19 protein-coding genes are annotated in these 14,847 nt (G+C 36.5%); 15 read left to right on the forward strand and 4 right to left on the reverse strand.

What is annotated here, in order from left to right; translation table 11 throughout:
• Window positions 1-74 precede the first annotated feature (74 nt).
• The 9 genes from ACP3T3_RS17695 to ACP3T3_RS17735 all read left to right on the forward strand — a co-directional run bounded on the left by ACP3T3_RS17695 (window position 75) and on the right by ACP3T3_RS17735 (window position 5,429).
• Entirely contained in the window at window positions 75-365 is a 291-nt protein-coding gene (locus ACP3T3_RS17695) for a winged helix-turn-helix domain-containing protein (RefSeq protein ID WP_426477090.1), read from the forward strand.
• A 65-nt stretch (window positions 366-430) separates the two neighbouring features.
• Complete coding sequence (locus ACP3T3_RS17700; protein WP_426477091.1) at window positions 431-721, forward strand: hypothetical protein; 291 nt, start codon at window positions 431-433, stop codon at window positions 719-721.
• A gap of 19 nt (window positions 722-740) precedes the next feature.
• On the forward strand, window positions 741-1,580 hold the full coding sequence (locus ACP3T3_RS17705; RefSeq protein ID WP_426477092.1) for a metallophosphoesterase: 840 nt from the start codon (window positions 741-743) through the stop codon (window positions 1,578-1,580).
• Between the two features lie 5 nt (window positions 1,581-1,585).
• Complete coding sequence (locus ACP3T3_RS17710) at window positions 1,586-1,912, forward strand: hypothetical protein (protein WP_426477093.1); 327 nt, start codon at window positions 1,586-1,588, stop codon at window positions 1,910-1,912.
• Window positions 1,913-1,922: 10 nt separating this feature from the next.
• The gene (locus ACP3T3_RS17715; protein WP_426477094.1) at window positions 1,923-2,408 is read left to right on the forward strand and encodes a Coq4 family protein; all 486 of its coding nucleotides are present in this window, start codon (window positions 1,923-1,925) and stop codon (window positions 2,406-2,408) included.
• Between the two features lie 368 nt (window positions 2,409-2,776).
• On the forward strand, window positions 2,777-3,187 hold the full coding sequence (locus tag ACP3T3_RS17720; RefSeq protein WP_426477095.1) for a hypothetical protein: 411 nt from the start codon (window positions 2,777-2,779) through the stop codon (window positions 3,185-3,187).
• Complete coding sequence (locus ACP3T3_RS17725; protein WP_426477096.1) at window positions 3,160-4,146, forward strand: DUF4153 domain-containing protein; 987 nt, start codon at window positions 3,160-3,162, stop codon at window positions 4,144-4,146. The genes ACP3T3_RS17720 and ACP3T3_RS17725 overlap by 28 nt, the downstream gene beginning before the upstream one ends.
• 169 nt (window positions 4,147-4,315) lie before the next feature.
• Window positions 4,316-4,855, forward strand: a complete 540-nt coding sequence (locus ACP3T3_RS17730; RefSeq protein ID WP_426477097.1) for a hypothetical protein — start codon at window positions 4,316-4,318, stop codon at window positions 4,853-4,855.
• Between the two features lie 61 nt (window positions 4,856-4,916).
• Entirely contained in the window at window positions 4,917-5,429 is a 513-nt protein-coding gene (locus ACP3T3_RS17735) for a hypothetical protein (RefSeq protein WP_426477098.1), read from the forward strand.
• Between the two features lie 93 nt (window positions 5,430-5,522).
• On the opposite strand, the gene ACP3T3_RS17740 is transcribed toward ACP3T3_RS17735, so the two are convergent.
• The 4 genes from ACP3T3_RS17740 to ACP3T3_RS17755 all read right to left on the reverse strand — a co-directional run bounded on the left by ACP3T3_RS17740 (window position 5,523) and on the right by ACP3T3_RS17755 (window position 8,924).
• The gene (locus tag ACP3T3_RS17740; protein WP_426477099.1) at window positions 5,523-7,181 is read right to left on the reverse strand and encodes a S8 family peptidase; all 1,659 of its coding nucleotides are present in this window, start codon (window positions 7,179-7,181) and stop codon (window positions 5,523-5,525) included.
• A 219-nt stretch (window positions 7,182-7,400) separates the two neighbouring features.
• Window positions 7,401-8,003 (reverse strand): hypothetical protein, encoded by a 603-nt coding sequence (locus ACP3T3_RS17745; protein WP_426477100.1) that lies wholly within the window; start codon window positions 8,001-8,003, stop codon window positions 7,401-7,403.
• A 7-nt stretch (window positions 8,004-8,010) separates the two neighbouring features.
• Window positions 8,011-8,460 (reverse strand): D-aminoacyl-tRNA deacylase, encoded by a 450-nt coding sequence (gene dtd / locus ACP3T3_RS17750; protein ID WP_426477101.1) that lies wholly within the window; start codon window positions 8,458-8,460, stop codon window positions 8,011-8,013.
• 8 nt (window positions 8,461-8,468) lie between these two features.
• Entirely contained in the window at window positions 8,469-8,924 is a 456-nt protein-coding gene (locus tag ACP3T3_RS17755) for a hypothetical protein (protein ID WP_426477102.1), read from the reverse strand.
• A gap of 109 nt (window positions 8,925-9,033) precedes the next feature.
• On the opposite strand from ACP3T3_RS17755, the gene greA reads away from it, so the two are divergent.
• The 6 genes from greA (at window position 9,034) to ACP3T3_RS17785 (ending at window position 14,819) form a co-directional block, all read left to right on the forward strand.
• The gene (gene greA, locus ACP3T3_RS17760) at window positions 9,034-9,504 is read left to right on the forward strand and encodes a transcription elongation factor GreA (protein WP_426477103.1); all 471 of its coding nucleotides are present in this window, start codon (window positions 9,034-9,036) and stop codon (window positions 9,502-9,504) included.
• Between the two features lie 54 nt (window positions 9,505-9,558).
• Window positions 9,559-9,948: an HIT family protein gene (locus ACP3T3_RS17765; protein ID WP_426477104.1), complete on the forward strand. Its 390-nt coding sequence runs from the start codon at window positions 9,559-9,561 to the stop codon at window positions 9,946-9,948.
• A 66-nt stretch (window positions 9,949-10,014) separates the two neighbouring features.
• A complete protein-coding gene (gene clpX / locus ACP3T3_RS17770) occupies window positions 10,015-11,202 on the forward strand; it encodes an ATP-dependent Clp protease ATP-binding subunit ClpX (protein ID WP_426477105.1) in 1,188 nt (395 codons plus the stop codon).
• 74 nt (window positions 11,203-11,276) lie between these two features.
• Window positions 11,277-13,247 (forward strand): T9SS type A sorting domain-containing protein, encoded by a 1,971-nt coding sequence (locus ACP3T3_RS17775; RefSeq protein ID WP_426477106.1) that lies wholly within the window; start codon window positions 11,277-11,279, stop codon window positions 13,245-13,247.
• Window positions 13,248-13,252: 5 nt separating this feature from the next.
• Entirely contained in the window at window positions 13,253-13,465 is a 213-nt protein-coding gene (locus tag ACP3T3_RS17780; RefSeq protein ID WP_426477107.1) for a signal peptidase, read from the forward strand.
• A 61-nt stretch (window positions 13,466-13,526) separates the two neighbouring features.
• A complete protein-coding gene (locus ACP3T3_RS17785) occupies window positions 13,527-14,819 on the forward strand; it encodes a TlpA family protein disulfide reductase (RefSeq protein ID WP_426477108.1) in 1,293 nt (430 codons plus the stop codon).
• The last annotated feature ends 28 nt before the right edge of the window (window positions 14,820-14,847 follow it).

The raw sequence follows: 14,847 nt of genomic DNA on the forward strand, positions 1-14,847 counted from the left end.
TTGCTATTCAATAGCAAAATCAGCATAGGTATTGCCTTTAGCAATGATTGCTGAATAAATAAGATAAAAGTAAAATGATCAATATAAATCAACTCAACAAAGAATTCGAAAGCCGCGTAAGACTGGGTATTATGTCCGTTCTTATGGTCAACGACTGGGTTGATTTTTCTGAAATGAAAAGCCTGCTCGAAATTACAGATGGAAATCTGGCCAGTCACAGCAATGCTCTGGAAAAAGCAGGATATATTGAAGTGAAGAAAGAATTTGTAGGGAAGAAGCCCAAAACCTCTTACCGGGTGACACAGAGCGGAAGACAGGCATTTACCGAACATTTGGATGCCCTGGAAAAATTATTAGGACGATAGACCTATATTTTTTTTGAAAATTAACTTTGAATTGCAAAGTACTTTATAAATTATAATTAAATAAAATGATGACACAAAAACAAAAAACAATTGCAATTTATGCATTTCCATTGGTTTTACTCAATATTCCATTGGTTGGAAATCTTTTCTCTAAGGAAGTTAACTGGTCGCCATCAGATTTTCTGATCGCTGGAGTCTTATTGTTTACATCCGCTTTTTTGATCAATCTGGTTAGAAATAAAATTAAAAAACAAAGTCAGAAAGTGATGATCTGCATTTTCATTTTGCTGGCTCTTGCCTTGATCTGGATCGAACTGGCAGTAGGGATTTTCGGAAGCCCGTTTGCGGGAAGCTAAAACAGGTGTATTAAGCATTATGACAAGAAAAGAATTCATTAAAAGACTAGCCTGTCTTTCGGTGATGGGTGTCTTTCCAGCATTGTATTCGTGGCAGGTAGAACCTTTTTGGGTAGAATTTGTTCAAAGAAAACTTCCTGTTAAGAATCTGCCAGACATTCTTGAAGGAAAGAAGCTGATGCAGATTTCAGATCTGCATGTGGGAAATCGTTTCAACTGGAATTTTCTGATTGAATCGTTTGAGAAGGCCCAACAGTTTAAACCTGATTTTGTGGTGTACACTGGTGATTATGTAAACAAGGGAACACCAGAAGAGCAAAAAGCACTTGAAACAGTAATGGGAAATTGTGTTTTGGGATCATCAGGCACTTTCGGAATTCTCGGGAATCATGATTATGGTAAAAGTTGGAAAGATATCACATGCTCAGACAGTATCTGTGAAATTCTTGAAGAAAAAGGTGTTACAATGCTGAGAAATGATCAGAAAGAAATTCATGGACTTAATTTTATAGGACTTGAAGATCTGTGGTCGCCCAATTTTTATCCCTCAGATATCATGAGTGAATATGATATCTCAAAGGCCAATATTGTATTGTGCCATAACCCTGATGCCTGTGATCTGGATATTTGGAACAGCTATCAGGGATGGATTTTAAGCGGACATACTCATGGCGGGCAATGTCGGATTCCCGGTATTATTACTCCGGTTCTTCCTGTAAAAAATAAAAAGTATGTGTCAGGAGAAATCAATCTGGAAGATGGAAGAATGCTTTACATCAATCGGGCAATAGGACATTCTTTTCAGGTAAGATTTATGGTTCGCCCGGAAATTACTGTTTTCACCTTAACTCAGGCTTAATAATTATGAATGATTCACAAATCACCCAATCAAAAAAGAAAGGTTCGGAAATTTTATACTTCGCAAAGTCTTTGTTTGGCTTATGCTTCATCTTGGGGAGTATTTGCTTCTTCGGCCAGCTGCTGACAAAAGCTGTGGAATTTGCAGTCGGCGGATATATGCTGCTAATATTCGGAACATTTTTCAATATACTGGTGATACTGGGATTATTGATCTATGGTTGGGTGTATAAGCCAAGATTAAATGAATGTCTGAAAGCAATTGGTATCCTGTTGATCAATATACCCATTGCTGTTCTTTATGCGGTCATAGGAGTCAATAATCTACAATAAATAAATTATTATGAAAAAAATACGGGTTCAGTTTCTGCTTTTTGTGTATGATAAGACTCAGAAATTATACAGAAAATATTTCAAAAAGAAAAAAAGGCAATGGCAGTTCAATGAAAAGCAGCTATTGGAATTTCAGGAAGATTCCCTGGGACGAAAACTTGGAGAGTTTTACAGGAAACATGGTTTTTCAATGATTCCAAAAATGGAAAACCATGACGTACACCATCTGATTACCGGCTGTGGAACAAACTTCGAAGATGAAATTGCCATGCAGTATCTGCTTCTCGGAAATGGAAAACTCAATGCACACCTGCTGGCTGCAATCGTATTAGGAACAGTTATTCTGCCTGAGTATGTGAAAGTTTATATCAAAGCCTATAAAAAAGGCCAGAATATGAGAGCCTTCCATCATTGGGATTTTGAAGAGCTGTTATGGCAGAATTATGAGCACGTGAAAGATTTTATTCAACAGAAAGAAACAACAGTTCTTTATTAAAAACTAATGATAGTGGGAAAAATAAAATTCAGTCCGTTGGGAGAAAAAACATTTTTAATCTCATTTTTATTGGGCACATCCTTACTCCTTTTGTTTTGGATCACAAAGGCAGGTTTCTGATCATATTCGGGTTTTATTATGTGGTGATTGCTGCAGTTGTAAATTTATTGATCACTTTATATGAACTTATGGAATATCTGAGTGATGTTTCCGAAAAGAAAAGAAACGGAAATGCTGTACTTCTTCTGTTACTCAACATCCCTATTACTTTAATCTATCTCACGTTATACTTTGAATTTCTCTCAAATCTCTCAAATCTTTCAATCCTTTCAAATTTTTAAATCTTTAAATAATAAATCATTAACATCATGAAAACACATCACTATATATTTCTTACAGCTTTTTTATTTGTCATGGTCTTTTACGATCAGGAAGTAGGGCTGAATCTTGGAATTCTGGGAGCCATCTATGCTGTGCTAACCCTGTTTAGAACACCGGAAAAAAATAAGACCAGAACATTTTATACTCTTTTTGTGACAAGTATACTGTCCTGTATTGCATTTGCCTGGTTTGGAGATTTTCCATCCTTTATTGCCGTTGCAGGTTCACTGCTTTTGCTGGGATATAAATCAAAGAACAGGAGGTTGAAGATTCTCTTTTTGATTCCCGTTTTTGTCATAAACTGCTGTACATCCTTCTGTCGTTTTTTCAATTTTGATGAATGGCTGCCCAAAAAGAATGTTCCCGGATTATGGCAGAAAACACTGGCTTTATTTTAATTCCGCTGGTACTGGTTTCCGTTTTCTTTGGAATTTACTCCGCAGGAAGTGACCATTTTGCAGCCCTTTTTACTGATTATGAATTGGATCTTAATCTTTGGCAGGTATTCTGTCTCTCCGTGTTAGGATTCTTTATTGCCTTTAATTACTGGAACTATGCCGTGGAGAAACTGATCTACAAAAACAATCATGTTCTGGACAACGAATTCCGGAAAGACTCCCGGATTCCAAAGGCTACCTATTCCTTCCTTGATCTTGATGCCGAAAGAATGAGTGGAGTCATCTCCTTTGTTTTGCTCAATATTTTACTGGTCTTTTTCATTATCACTTACAATTATGGACAGTTTTATGAAGCCGTAAAAACACCTGTCCAGCTTTCCGAAGAAACCCATGAAAGAGTGAATGCGGTAATTATGTCTATTATAATGGCTATTCTGGTGATCATGTTTTACTTTAAATCCGGATTTAATTTTGATCCAAAAGCAGGTTTGTTGAAAATTCTAGCCAAAATCTGGATTTTCCTCAATGCCATTCTTGTAGTTTCCGCCGCCCTTAAAAATTATGAGTATATCGTAAATTATGCATTTACTTATAAAAGATTAGGAGTTTTTGCATTCCTTCTTTTATCATTAATTGGCCTGGCTTTGACGTTTATAAAAATTCAGAAACAGAAAAAAAATATATTTCTTGTCAATACCATGATCTGGTATTTTTATGGAACTGTTCTCATGTGCAGTTACTTCAATTGGGGTGGTTTTATTACTTCTCAGAATATGAAACGGAAAGATTTTGCAGTCAATTATCATTTAACTTCCATCAACTTCAGTGAAAAAGCACTCCTGAAATATGCCGATGAAAAAAATGATCAGAAACTTAAAAGAACATTGCAGGCTAAGGTGAAAAACGAAATGTCGAAGACATTCCTTTCAAAGATTATTTATTATCAGACAATAAAATAAACAGATCATAAAACTTAACTTATATCATAAATGGTATTCTCTTTTATGTTATACAAATGAAAAGAAAGAATTGACTCAGGAAAATAAATCATTAAACGGATTGGAACAATTTTAGCATTTAATTGAGCTCAACAGAACGAATGCAGATCCATTCTTAAAATTAATTATTATGAAAAAAAGCTTATTGTTAATCCCTTTAATTATTGTTGCCTGTAAAAAAGAACCTGCTGTGGACGCCGTTCAGAATAAGGACTCTACAGTAGTAACAGAAATGCCGGATTCTGCTGTGAAAGCCGATTCTGCAGCATTGAGAAAACGGGATTCGATCATTAATAATGCTCCGGCTACTAAAGAGGTGCTGCGTAAAGGCGTAATGAGAAATGAAAAAGAAGGCCAGATCATTAGAACAGCAGACGCAAACCAGCTTCCTTTCACTATTGGAGAAGAATTTACAAAAGAAGGGCAGGAATTGGTCTTAAAACTGACCCATTACGACCGTCCGGATATCAAAGCAAAAATTTCTACAAAAGAAAAAGATTTCAATATCCGTTTCAATCAGATCAAAGTTCCCAACGGAGACTATGACGGCCCTTTCGGAAGAGAAATCACCTATGACACTCCAGGAAAAGGTGAGGTATGGCTTATCATCGGGAAAAGTAATATGGCTTCCGGAAATACCAAAGGAAGTTTTACGGTAACTGTGGAGTAAGGCCAAATCAATTTGGTACAATTTCTGCAAACTATACTCTGAAATTTAAAATATAAAAATTATGAAAAATATAGTTCTAACAGCAATGGCCGCTTCAGCTGTACTCGTAAGTTGCGGAACCGTACAGTCGCTGGTTCAGAATACATTTCCATACACAGCAAATGTTTTAGTGTCTACAGGAGTTCCTGCAGATAAAGAAGTTTCTTCCACTGCAACAGCTACCAATGTACAGACATGGTTTGGAGGAAATAACAATGCAAAAATTAAAGACGTAAGAATATCAGATGCAAAAATCTCTGTAGCATCCCCTTCAGGAGGAAATCTGAGTGCATTCAAAACCTTTAAGATATACGTTTCATCTAACGGAACAGGAGAAAGATTGGTTGCATCACGTTCCAATATCGCCACCAATTCATCCAGTCTGAATCTGGATCTGAATGATACAGGATTTCTTGATGAAATTGTAAAAAGTTCAGGATTGACTGTAAGAACAGTTTATGAACTGAAGAATCAGACATCTTCAGATATGAATATAAAAGTAGCGCTTAATTTCAACAGCGTTCCTGCACAATAAAACGGATAAAAATTGATAATAAAAACCCTCCTTCAGTATTCTGAAAGAGGGTTTGATGTGAAGTAAAATGATGTAATTAAAAATCTTTTTGAATTATAGCTTTGTCAGTTTCTCAACAACTCTTCTCTGGCCTTCATTAATATTGATGATGTATTGCCCTGTCGGAAGTTGTGAAATATCAATTTTATCATTAGGTAAAACCGAATTTTTGATCACGGTACGCCCCTGAAGATTAATAATTTCTACATCCAGTTTTTGATCTTCCGCACTTTGAATAGCAATAGAACTACTGGATGGATTAGGATAAATTTTAACCTCCAGCGGAGATAATGTTTTGATTGGTGCAACAACATTACTTTCCAGCTGAAGAATGGCATTCTTCACATTGGGAAAAGGCCCGATCTTCTGGCCGGTAACAGTTCCTCCCTGGGGAATTCCGGTAGAAATTAAAAGGTTTTTCATTGCAGCTGGTGTCAGATTCTGACCTGTTGTCTGACGATAGAAAGACTGAATTAATATAGCGGCAGAAGCCACTACAGGTGTTGCAGAACTGGTACCGCTGAAATAATTATACGTTCTGTTATTATCATTGTCATATTTCGCATACGATCCATACCCTGCAGCCAGCACACTGCTTCCCCAGCCCTGAACATCCACTCTGTTTCCGTAAGTACTGAAACTTAATTTCGAGTGGGTTGTATTGGGAGATCCTGCCCCTACAATAATGGCACCGCTGTTTCCTCTGGCCAGATATGTTGCATAAAACGGATCATCCAGGTTCTGGTTTCCATTACCAGCAGCGGCAATGACAATAATCCCCGAATCAGTAGCCGCTTTGGTAAGATCCCAGATTACTTTATCATACTCAGCAGGACAATACTGGCCGTCTTTTCCGCCAGTCTGCATTTCATATAAAATAATATCGCCGGACTGAGATGCATTGATAGATCTGCTCACTGCAGACGCTCTGTTATATCCTACCGTCGTCCATTCCATATATCCTTTTATTTCAGAAGTGCTGTAAACCGCACCTGTAAGTCCGGTATTATCTTTTACAGAACCTAAAATACTCACTACTGCAGTCCCGTGGTCACGATAATTATTATTGGACAGACCTGCATTCGGGGAATATCCGGGTTCAAGCTGTATAGAGTTTTGGTTAGACAGCATCTCATGAGTTTTGTAAAAGCCATATTCAACATCCCTTACACGGATATTCTGTCCTGTGATTCCTCTGGACCATGCGTATTTGGCATTGATTCCCGGGTTATCATTAAGATAAGTCTGAAGACTTTCTAAATCAGGAGTGGCCACGAAAGCATTTACTAAAGGAGGTTCAATAGGAGATGCACTCATAACAGATACATATTCTATTTCTGGAAATCTTTCAAGCGTATGGATGATCTTTTCTGCGGTTTCCTTGTTTTGCATAGGAAGATCAGCCTTATAAATTCTTCTCAGCTTTTCCACAGATTCACTGGAGTTGCCGATTGCTTTACTGCTTCTGGACATTTCATCAAGTTTGCGGTCTGTAAAATCGAGATCATACTTAAACGAAATATGATTTTCTCTTGAAAACCTTTCCAGTTCAGCATTTCTGCTGAAAGCCGTTTTTTCTGAATTGATACCTTTTGAAAAGCATACATAAATAATTGAATTTTCATCATGGGCCATCTTGTGCTGGGTGTCCTGTCCAAAAGACAGGGAAGAACAGAACGCAAACAATGCGAAAAGGTTGGTTTTTGCTTTCATATTATTTTGTTAAATGGGTGTGAATCAGTTTTTATTGACATCAAAAATAATAATAAAATGAAAACAAATCACATTTTTGTGAATTTATTGTTTAAATTTTTTTTTAGCTTTTATGTTGAAGATTTCATTGAGGTTTTATAAAAAAGATGCAGATCATTAAGGGCAATTAAAAAAAATACCACCCAGAGTTGCTGAATGGTATCGTTGAGGTCTATGGGTTTAATCTTTAAAATCATCAAACCAGTTCAGTTTATTCTTATGATAAATAACTTTCTTTTTATCCATAATCCGATATTCAATACCGATGCTGTCCTGATTGACATTCACCACCTTTGCATCCTGAATGGGGAGTTTTTTTTCATCTGTAATTTTTTGGAGAGAAGGAGGTAAAACGTTTTTTGTGATATCGGTATAAAGAATCCTGGAGGTTTGCTTTTCGAAAAGTCCTTCTTTTTTGTAAATCATAATCATAGGATTGTACAGTGCCCCGGGACGGCCTCTTTCCATTCTGTAAGTATCATCAAGCGAAATCTGCTGGTCACATCCAACTGTAGAAAAATAAAGGAGAATACCAAAAAAGGGAATCATCATAGGTAAAATGCTCAGAACAATTCCGGATATTAAAACACCAAAGTATATTTTGATCACTTTTTTCTTCCAAAACCGGATAATGATAAAACCGGTCATGGCCAGCCACAGCCAGTTAATTATTTTGTCTGTATAATATCCTGCAAAACTGTAATGATTAAAACTTAATATAACTCCAAACAGAAAAATGAAAGTCAACGCCAGATAAGCAATGACAATATTTTTATTATTCATATCCGGTTCAGCTTTTGGTCATAGAATCCATAACAATAGTAACAGGCCCGTCATTGATCAGAGATACTTTCATATCTGCCCCGAAGATTCCGCTTTCCGTCTTTAATCCGGATTTAGCGATTTCTTCTTTGAAATAATCAAAAAGAGGAACTGCTTTATCAGGTCTTGCCGCTTTTATGAAAGATGGGCGGTTGCCTTTTTTATAATCGGCAATCAGAGTAAATTGACTGATGCAAAGAATGTCTCCGGATATATCCTTCACAGAAAGATTGAGCTTATCATCTTCATCTCCAAAGATTCTCAGGTTTAAAACCTTCTGAACAAGCCAGTCTGCATCCGTTTTCTCATCATTTTCATCCACGCCTACCAGCAGCATTAATCCTTTACCGATTTCGCCGGCAGTTTTTCCGTCTACTTTTACACTGGCTTCAGATACTCTTTGTATAACGATCTTCATTCTATATTCTAATAATAAATAGTTAAAGTTTTGCTGGGTGCATCATAATTGTAAGGATAAGTCTTGGGAGGCAGTGATGTTTTAGCTCCTGATTCCGGCTGGCCCGTACTTAAAATCCATCTTGTGTTATCCTGAGGACATATAATGGCAATGTTGTCTTTTACCTCAAGAGTCGTATTGCTGTCAGGACATATGTGTGGAGCATTTCTGTCATATACTTTAAATCCGTTTGCTGTCCGTACAACAATCAACCCTCTTGTTCCGGACTGCTGCTCGTTGACATAAATCCAGCCGTTGATATTGTTCAAAGCATAGTAAGCCGGCAGGTTTAGATTAAGTGATACATTGATAGGAACATTGGGGAAGCAGTTCACGGTATCTTCTCTGCTTCCGCATGAGTTTATGGTTAAATTACTGAAAATCAATAAGCTGAAAATAGATAAGATTGAAAAAGTTTTTTTCATTTCAATTTAAATTTTTATATATTTGTAAAAATTAAACGATTACAACACGAAAACATTGTCCGGCAAATGTCGGATTATTTTTTTATACTAAAACTAAATTTTGAAAATTATGGCAAGCTATGTAACTAAGGAGGGCCTGGAGAAAATGAAAGCTGAGCTTGAACAGTTGGAAACTGTGGAGAGACCAAAAATTACTCAACAGATTGCAGAGGCAAGAGATAAAGGAGATTTATCGGAAAATGCAGAGTACGATGCGGCTAAAGAGGCTCAGGGAATGCTTGAAATGAGAATTTCCAAGCTGAAAGACGTAATCTCTACTTCTAAAATTATAGACGAAAGCCAATTAGATACTTCAAAAGTTTCTATCTTAACAACAGTGAAACTTAAAAATAATGCTACCAAGCAGGAGCAGGTATTTACATTGGTACCGGATAACGAAAGCGACCTGAAAGCAGGAAAGATTTCTGTAAACACACCTATCGCAAAAGGTCTGTTAGGAAAAGCTATTGGCGAAACTGCCGAGATTACTTTACCAAACGGAAACAAACTGTCTTTTGAAGTATTGGATATTTCTTTATAGTCTGATACCTTTCTATTTCTAAACTTCTAATATCTAACCCAAACTTCTGATAAAATGAGCACTATATTCACAAAAATCATCAATGGCGAAATTCCCTCTTATAAGATTGCAGAAAATGAAGATTTTATCGCATTCTTAGACGCAATGCCTTTGGTGAAAGGGCATACTCTGGTAGTTCCTAAAAAAGAAGTGGATTTGATTTTTGATCTTGAAAGTGAAGAATACAAAAACCTTTGGGGATTTGCCCAGGAGGTAGCCAGGAAGATCAAAACTGCAATTCCATGTGTAAGAGTGGGAGTAGCGGTGGTAGGACTTGAAGTTCCTCATGCACATATCCATCTGATTCCTTTAAACAAGATGGAAGATATGAATTTCAGAAACGAAAGATTAAAATTAACGAACGAAGAATATACAGAGATTCAAAACTCAATTATTAATTCTTAATAACCAGAAAATCGTAAAAAAGTAATTTTTTACGATTTTCTTTAACATATACATATATTATATCATATGAACTCAAACCAATGTTCTTTCTGCGGCAGAAAAAGAAATGAAGTACAAATGCTGATTTCTGGGCAGAATGGTTTTATTTGTGAAAATTGTATAGAGCAGGCACATACTATTGTAAAAGACAGTGCATCAAAAACCGGATACTCGCCTGCAGACAGCATGGAAGAGCTTAAAAAGCCGAAAGAAATCAAGGAATTCCTTGATCAGTACGTAATCGGGCAGGATCAGGCAAAAAAACAGCTTTCAATTGCTGTATATAATCATTATAAGAGATTGCTTCACGCTCAGGATGAAAACAGGGAAGTGGAGCTTGAAAAATCAAATATTATCATGATCGGAGAGACGGGAACCGGTAAAACTCTTTTGGCAAAAACAATTGCCAGAGAACTTAATGTTCCTTTCTGTATTGTGGATGCTACTATTTTAACAGAAGCAGGATATGTAGGAGAAGATGTTGAAAGCATCCTTTCAAGACTTCTGATGGTAGCGGATTATGATGTGGAAAAAGCTGAAAAAGGAATTGTTTTCATTGACGAGATTGATAAGATTGCCAGAAAATCAGACAACCCAAGCATTACAAGAGATGTTTCGGGAGAAGGTGTACAGCAGGGATTACTGAAACTGCTGGAAGGAAGTATCGTGAATGTTCCGCCGCAGGGAGGAAGAAAACATCCGGATCAGAAATATATCCAGGTGAATACCCAAAACATCCTGTTTATTGCAGGAGGAGCTTTTGACGGGATCAAAGAAATTATTGAGAGAAGAATGAATAAGCAGGCAATCGGCTTCAGCTCTGAAAAAATCAATAAAACAGATGAAGACGAATATATATTAACAAATATTAATGCCATTGACCTTCGTACTTTCGGATTAATTCCGGAACTTTTAGGAAGATTTCCAATCATCACTTACCTCGATAAACTCACAAAAGAGACTTTGGTAAGAATCATGAAGGAACCAAAAAACTCCATCATCAATCAATTTGTGGAGCTTTTCAAAATGGATGGCACAGATTTGGTAATTACAGACGGAGCAATTGAAAAAATCGTAGAGGAAACTATTGAAAAAGGATTAGGCGCAAGAGGATTGAGAGGTACCACCGAAAAAGTTCTAGAAGACTATATGTTTTCAATAGGAGAGGACAAAGAGATCATCCTGACAGAAGATAATGTTTTGATTAATAGATAAAAAATTTTTTTTTTAAGAAAAATAATAATACCTTTGCGGGTGAAGATTGTATTAACACACAAATATTTTATACAATGAGAAAAAGTTTATTTGCTATAGGTCTTTTAGCAATTAGTTACTCTGTTCAGGCGCAGATACTATGTCATGTTGACACTAATGCTAATATGTATGTGAGCGAAGGCACCCTAGTTTATAGTGGTGGAGGTGTACAAACAAAAGGTAATGGCCTTTTGGACGTGCATGGAAATATCATGGTTGTAGGATCTGCTACAGATGGTTTTAAGACAATAGATGCAGCCGGTTCTGATAAAACCGATGGCGGAAATATTATCCTAAGACTTAATACCCCTGCTTCTTTTGCTACTTCCACGTACGGACAGCTGTACATCGACGGACTATCCCAGTCCAACATTACAGGTATTGTAACGAAAGAATACCGAACAACAAGTAATGGTAGTGGAAATTATTTCCAGCAAGTTGCTTTACCTTTCTATGGTAAAGTTTTAAGTTCATTATCTGCGGAAGTCGGTAAGACTTTCAATACGGGCAGATATAGTAACCCGATTCTGAAATGGGATAATGCGAATGCTGTTTCCAATCATTTTGCAAATTTATCAACTACAACCTCTGATGGTTCAGGATATTATATGCTGAAGGTTACCAACAACGACTGGAATCCAAGTACACCTGCAACCGGAACTGTATTCAATATTAACGGGAAACCATATGCCCCGTTCGCTGGGACAGCTTCATTGCAGAATGCAGGAAAATCTAATTTGGGACCTTCTAATGTCGTATTCGGTGCAGGCGGTAACGCAGTGAATGCTTACAATGAGAAGTATAACACGTATCTTCAGGATGTATTTGAATTTACTCTAAATCCTTGGACAGCGACATATGGTCAGAACTGGTATCAGTTCGGAAACCCCTTCTTTACTAATTTAGATTTATCTAATATTGGGTATACTGAAAGTGTTACCGGATCAGACGGAAATGCTGTGAAAAATATCTGGGGTGTTGAGTATGACCCAGGTACAATTGTTACACTTCCCGGAGGTTCTACTTACGCTACAGGAAATAAGATAATTACATTCTTACCTACAGGTGACGGAGTTGCTCCGGCAGTTGGAGATGTAGATTTAGCAGTTATCAAGCCTATGCAATCATTTAAAATAAAGTTAAGAGACAATACAGCTCAGACTTTAGATTTTAATACCCTGAGAAGATTCAAATCAACAGCAAGAGCAGCAAGTACTCCTAACGGTGTAAATGCAGCTAGAATGGCTGGTAAGAATACAGCTAATACAGTGAAACAGCTTGGAGTAATCGGTCTTGATGCTAATGGTAATGAGATTTCCAGAACGTATTACGTGGTTTCTCCATCATCTACAACAGGACACCAGGTTTCTGCAGCTACAACTGTTCAGGCTTCAGCCGGTACTAGAATCATTGGTACTTACGAAGAATCATTAAATGGTGGATATGATAATAATTATACGAACTATTGGTTATATATTAACGAAGCGAATGAGAATAACTTCCAGGGTAAAAATGTTAAGTTAGTTAACTATAAGCTTGATCAGGTTAAATCTTATAAGTTCGAGATCAGAGAAAATTCGGAACTTATTCCTGCTGGTATACACCAGTTATCTTCAGGAATTGGTTTCTATTATAAAGCAGAAAATGGAAATTTAATACAGGCTAAACAAGGAGATGTTGTACCTGTAACCAATGAAGAAGCTAACTTGTATTATGGTGAGCCAAGTAATATTACTCTGGCTGTAGATAAAACAGCTCCTAGTGTTTCCAGAACACTTGTTGTTTACGATCCATCCGTTACCAATTACATTGTTAGATTTGATCCAAAATGGAAAAAAGCGGACATTCAAGTTTATGATATGAGCGGTAAACTGGTAATCTCTAAAAAAGCGGTTGAAACATCCAGAGATTTTGTAATCGAGCTTGATGGCTCAGTTAAGAATTCATATGTTGTAAAAATCGTTTCTGATAAGGGAGAAACTGTTAACACTAAAATCTTAAAATAAATCACATGAAAACTATTAATAAACTAGTCCTGACATTTTTTCTATTTGCTATATCTTTAGCAAATGCCGCTCCACCAATCCCGGGAGGAGGCGGAGGTGGAGGAAATGGTACCGGATCACCAGCTTCACCAATTGATATGTATGTATATGTACTCGGTATTGTAGCAATAGGTTTTATTGTTTACTTTACAAAAAAGTACAAAACTGTAAAAGCATAAAATTTTATTAAAATAATATTAAACTCTCTGATTAGTCAGGGAGTTTTTTTATTTTTACTCTATGAAAAAGATTTATACGATATCTGCGGTTTTGGCTGCATTTGCCCTGCAGGCTCAATTTACAGTTACCATTCAGGCTCCGGCAGATTTTAAAGATCAGGATGCCATTCTATATACACTAAACGGATCAAAAGATATTATTGTTACCAAAGAACAAAGTAAGAATAGTATATGGACTTTTAAATATCCCAATAACTATATGGGAATGATGAAAGTATACTTCCCGGGTTCCAATAATACGGTAAGTTTTATTTCTGAAAATAAGAATGTCAACTTTAAACTGGATATTCAGAATAACAAAGTTAAGGATGTTATTTATCTGGATGAAGCCAATAACCTGATGAGCAAACAACAGGAAGGCTCACAAAAGAAGGAGCTAATTTTGCCGGCATTAGCACAGATTAAAGAATATTATAAAGACAATACAGACTTTGGAAAGGCTTTGAAAACAGAGATTGACAGGCTTTCTGGTGCTTCAGGCTCTATTGATGCAGCACAACACCCTTTTATTGCTTATTATAATACGAATTATAGCAAGTTTATTTCCAGCTCACCCGATTCAACCAAAAAGGTAGATCAGGAGGAAATAATCAACTTTCTGGACAAATCAGGAGATATGCTTGAAAGTTCGTCATTATTGAGACCTGTCTTGGTTGCTTATCTGAATTCAGGAGGGAATACAAATGTTACGGCTTCTGTTGATAAGCTGCTAGACCGTTTAAAGGTAGAGACACCAAGAGGGCAGACGGTTTTGTCAGAATTGATTGATATTTTTGATGTCTATCAGATGGATGAATACAAGAGCAAATATCTGTCTCTTGCCAAAAACCTTAAGTGTACCATTACTGATAGGCTTGCTTCTACATTGAAATCGAATGCGAACATTGAAATGGGGGCTGTTTTTCCTAATTATAAGTTCCAGTCACCTGTTAATACCACGGCGAAATCATTACATGATATTAAGGCCGATAAAAAGGTTGTAGTATTCTGGTCATCCACATGTTCACACTGTGAAACAGAACTTCCGAAACTTCTGGAAAAATATAACGATCTTAAGTCAAAAAATATTCAGATCGTAGGTTTATCCTTAGATGTAGATAAGAATTCTTATGCCAAAAAGATTGCTGCATTTCCTTGGGTGAATGACTCAGAATTGAGAGGATGGAACAGTAGCTACACAGATACGTATAATATTCATGCAACTCCGACGTATTTTATTTTAGATGCTAACAATAAGATAATCAATAAACCAGATCATGTTGGCGATGTTTTAGAATATTTTAAGTTAAAATAATTTTGGAGGTAAAGAAATATTTTCTATA

Source organism: Chryseobacterium sp. CBSDS_008, assembly GCF_049959325.1.
Taxonomy (GTDB): Bacteria; Bacteroidota; Bacteroidia; order Flavobacteriales; family Weeksellaceae; genus Chryseobacterium.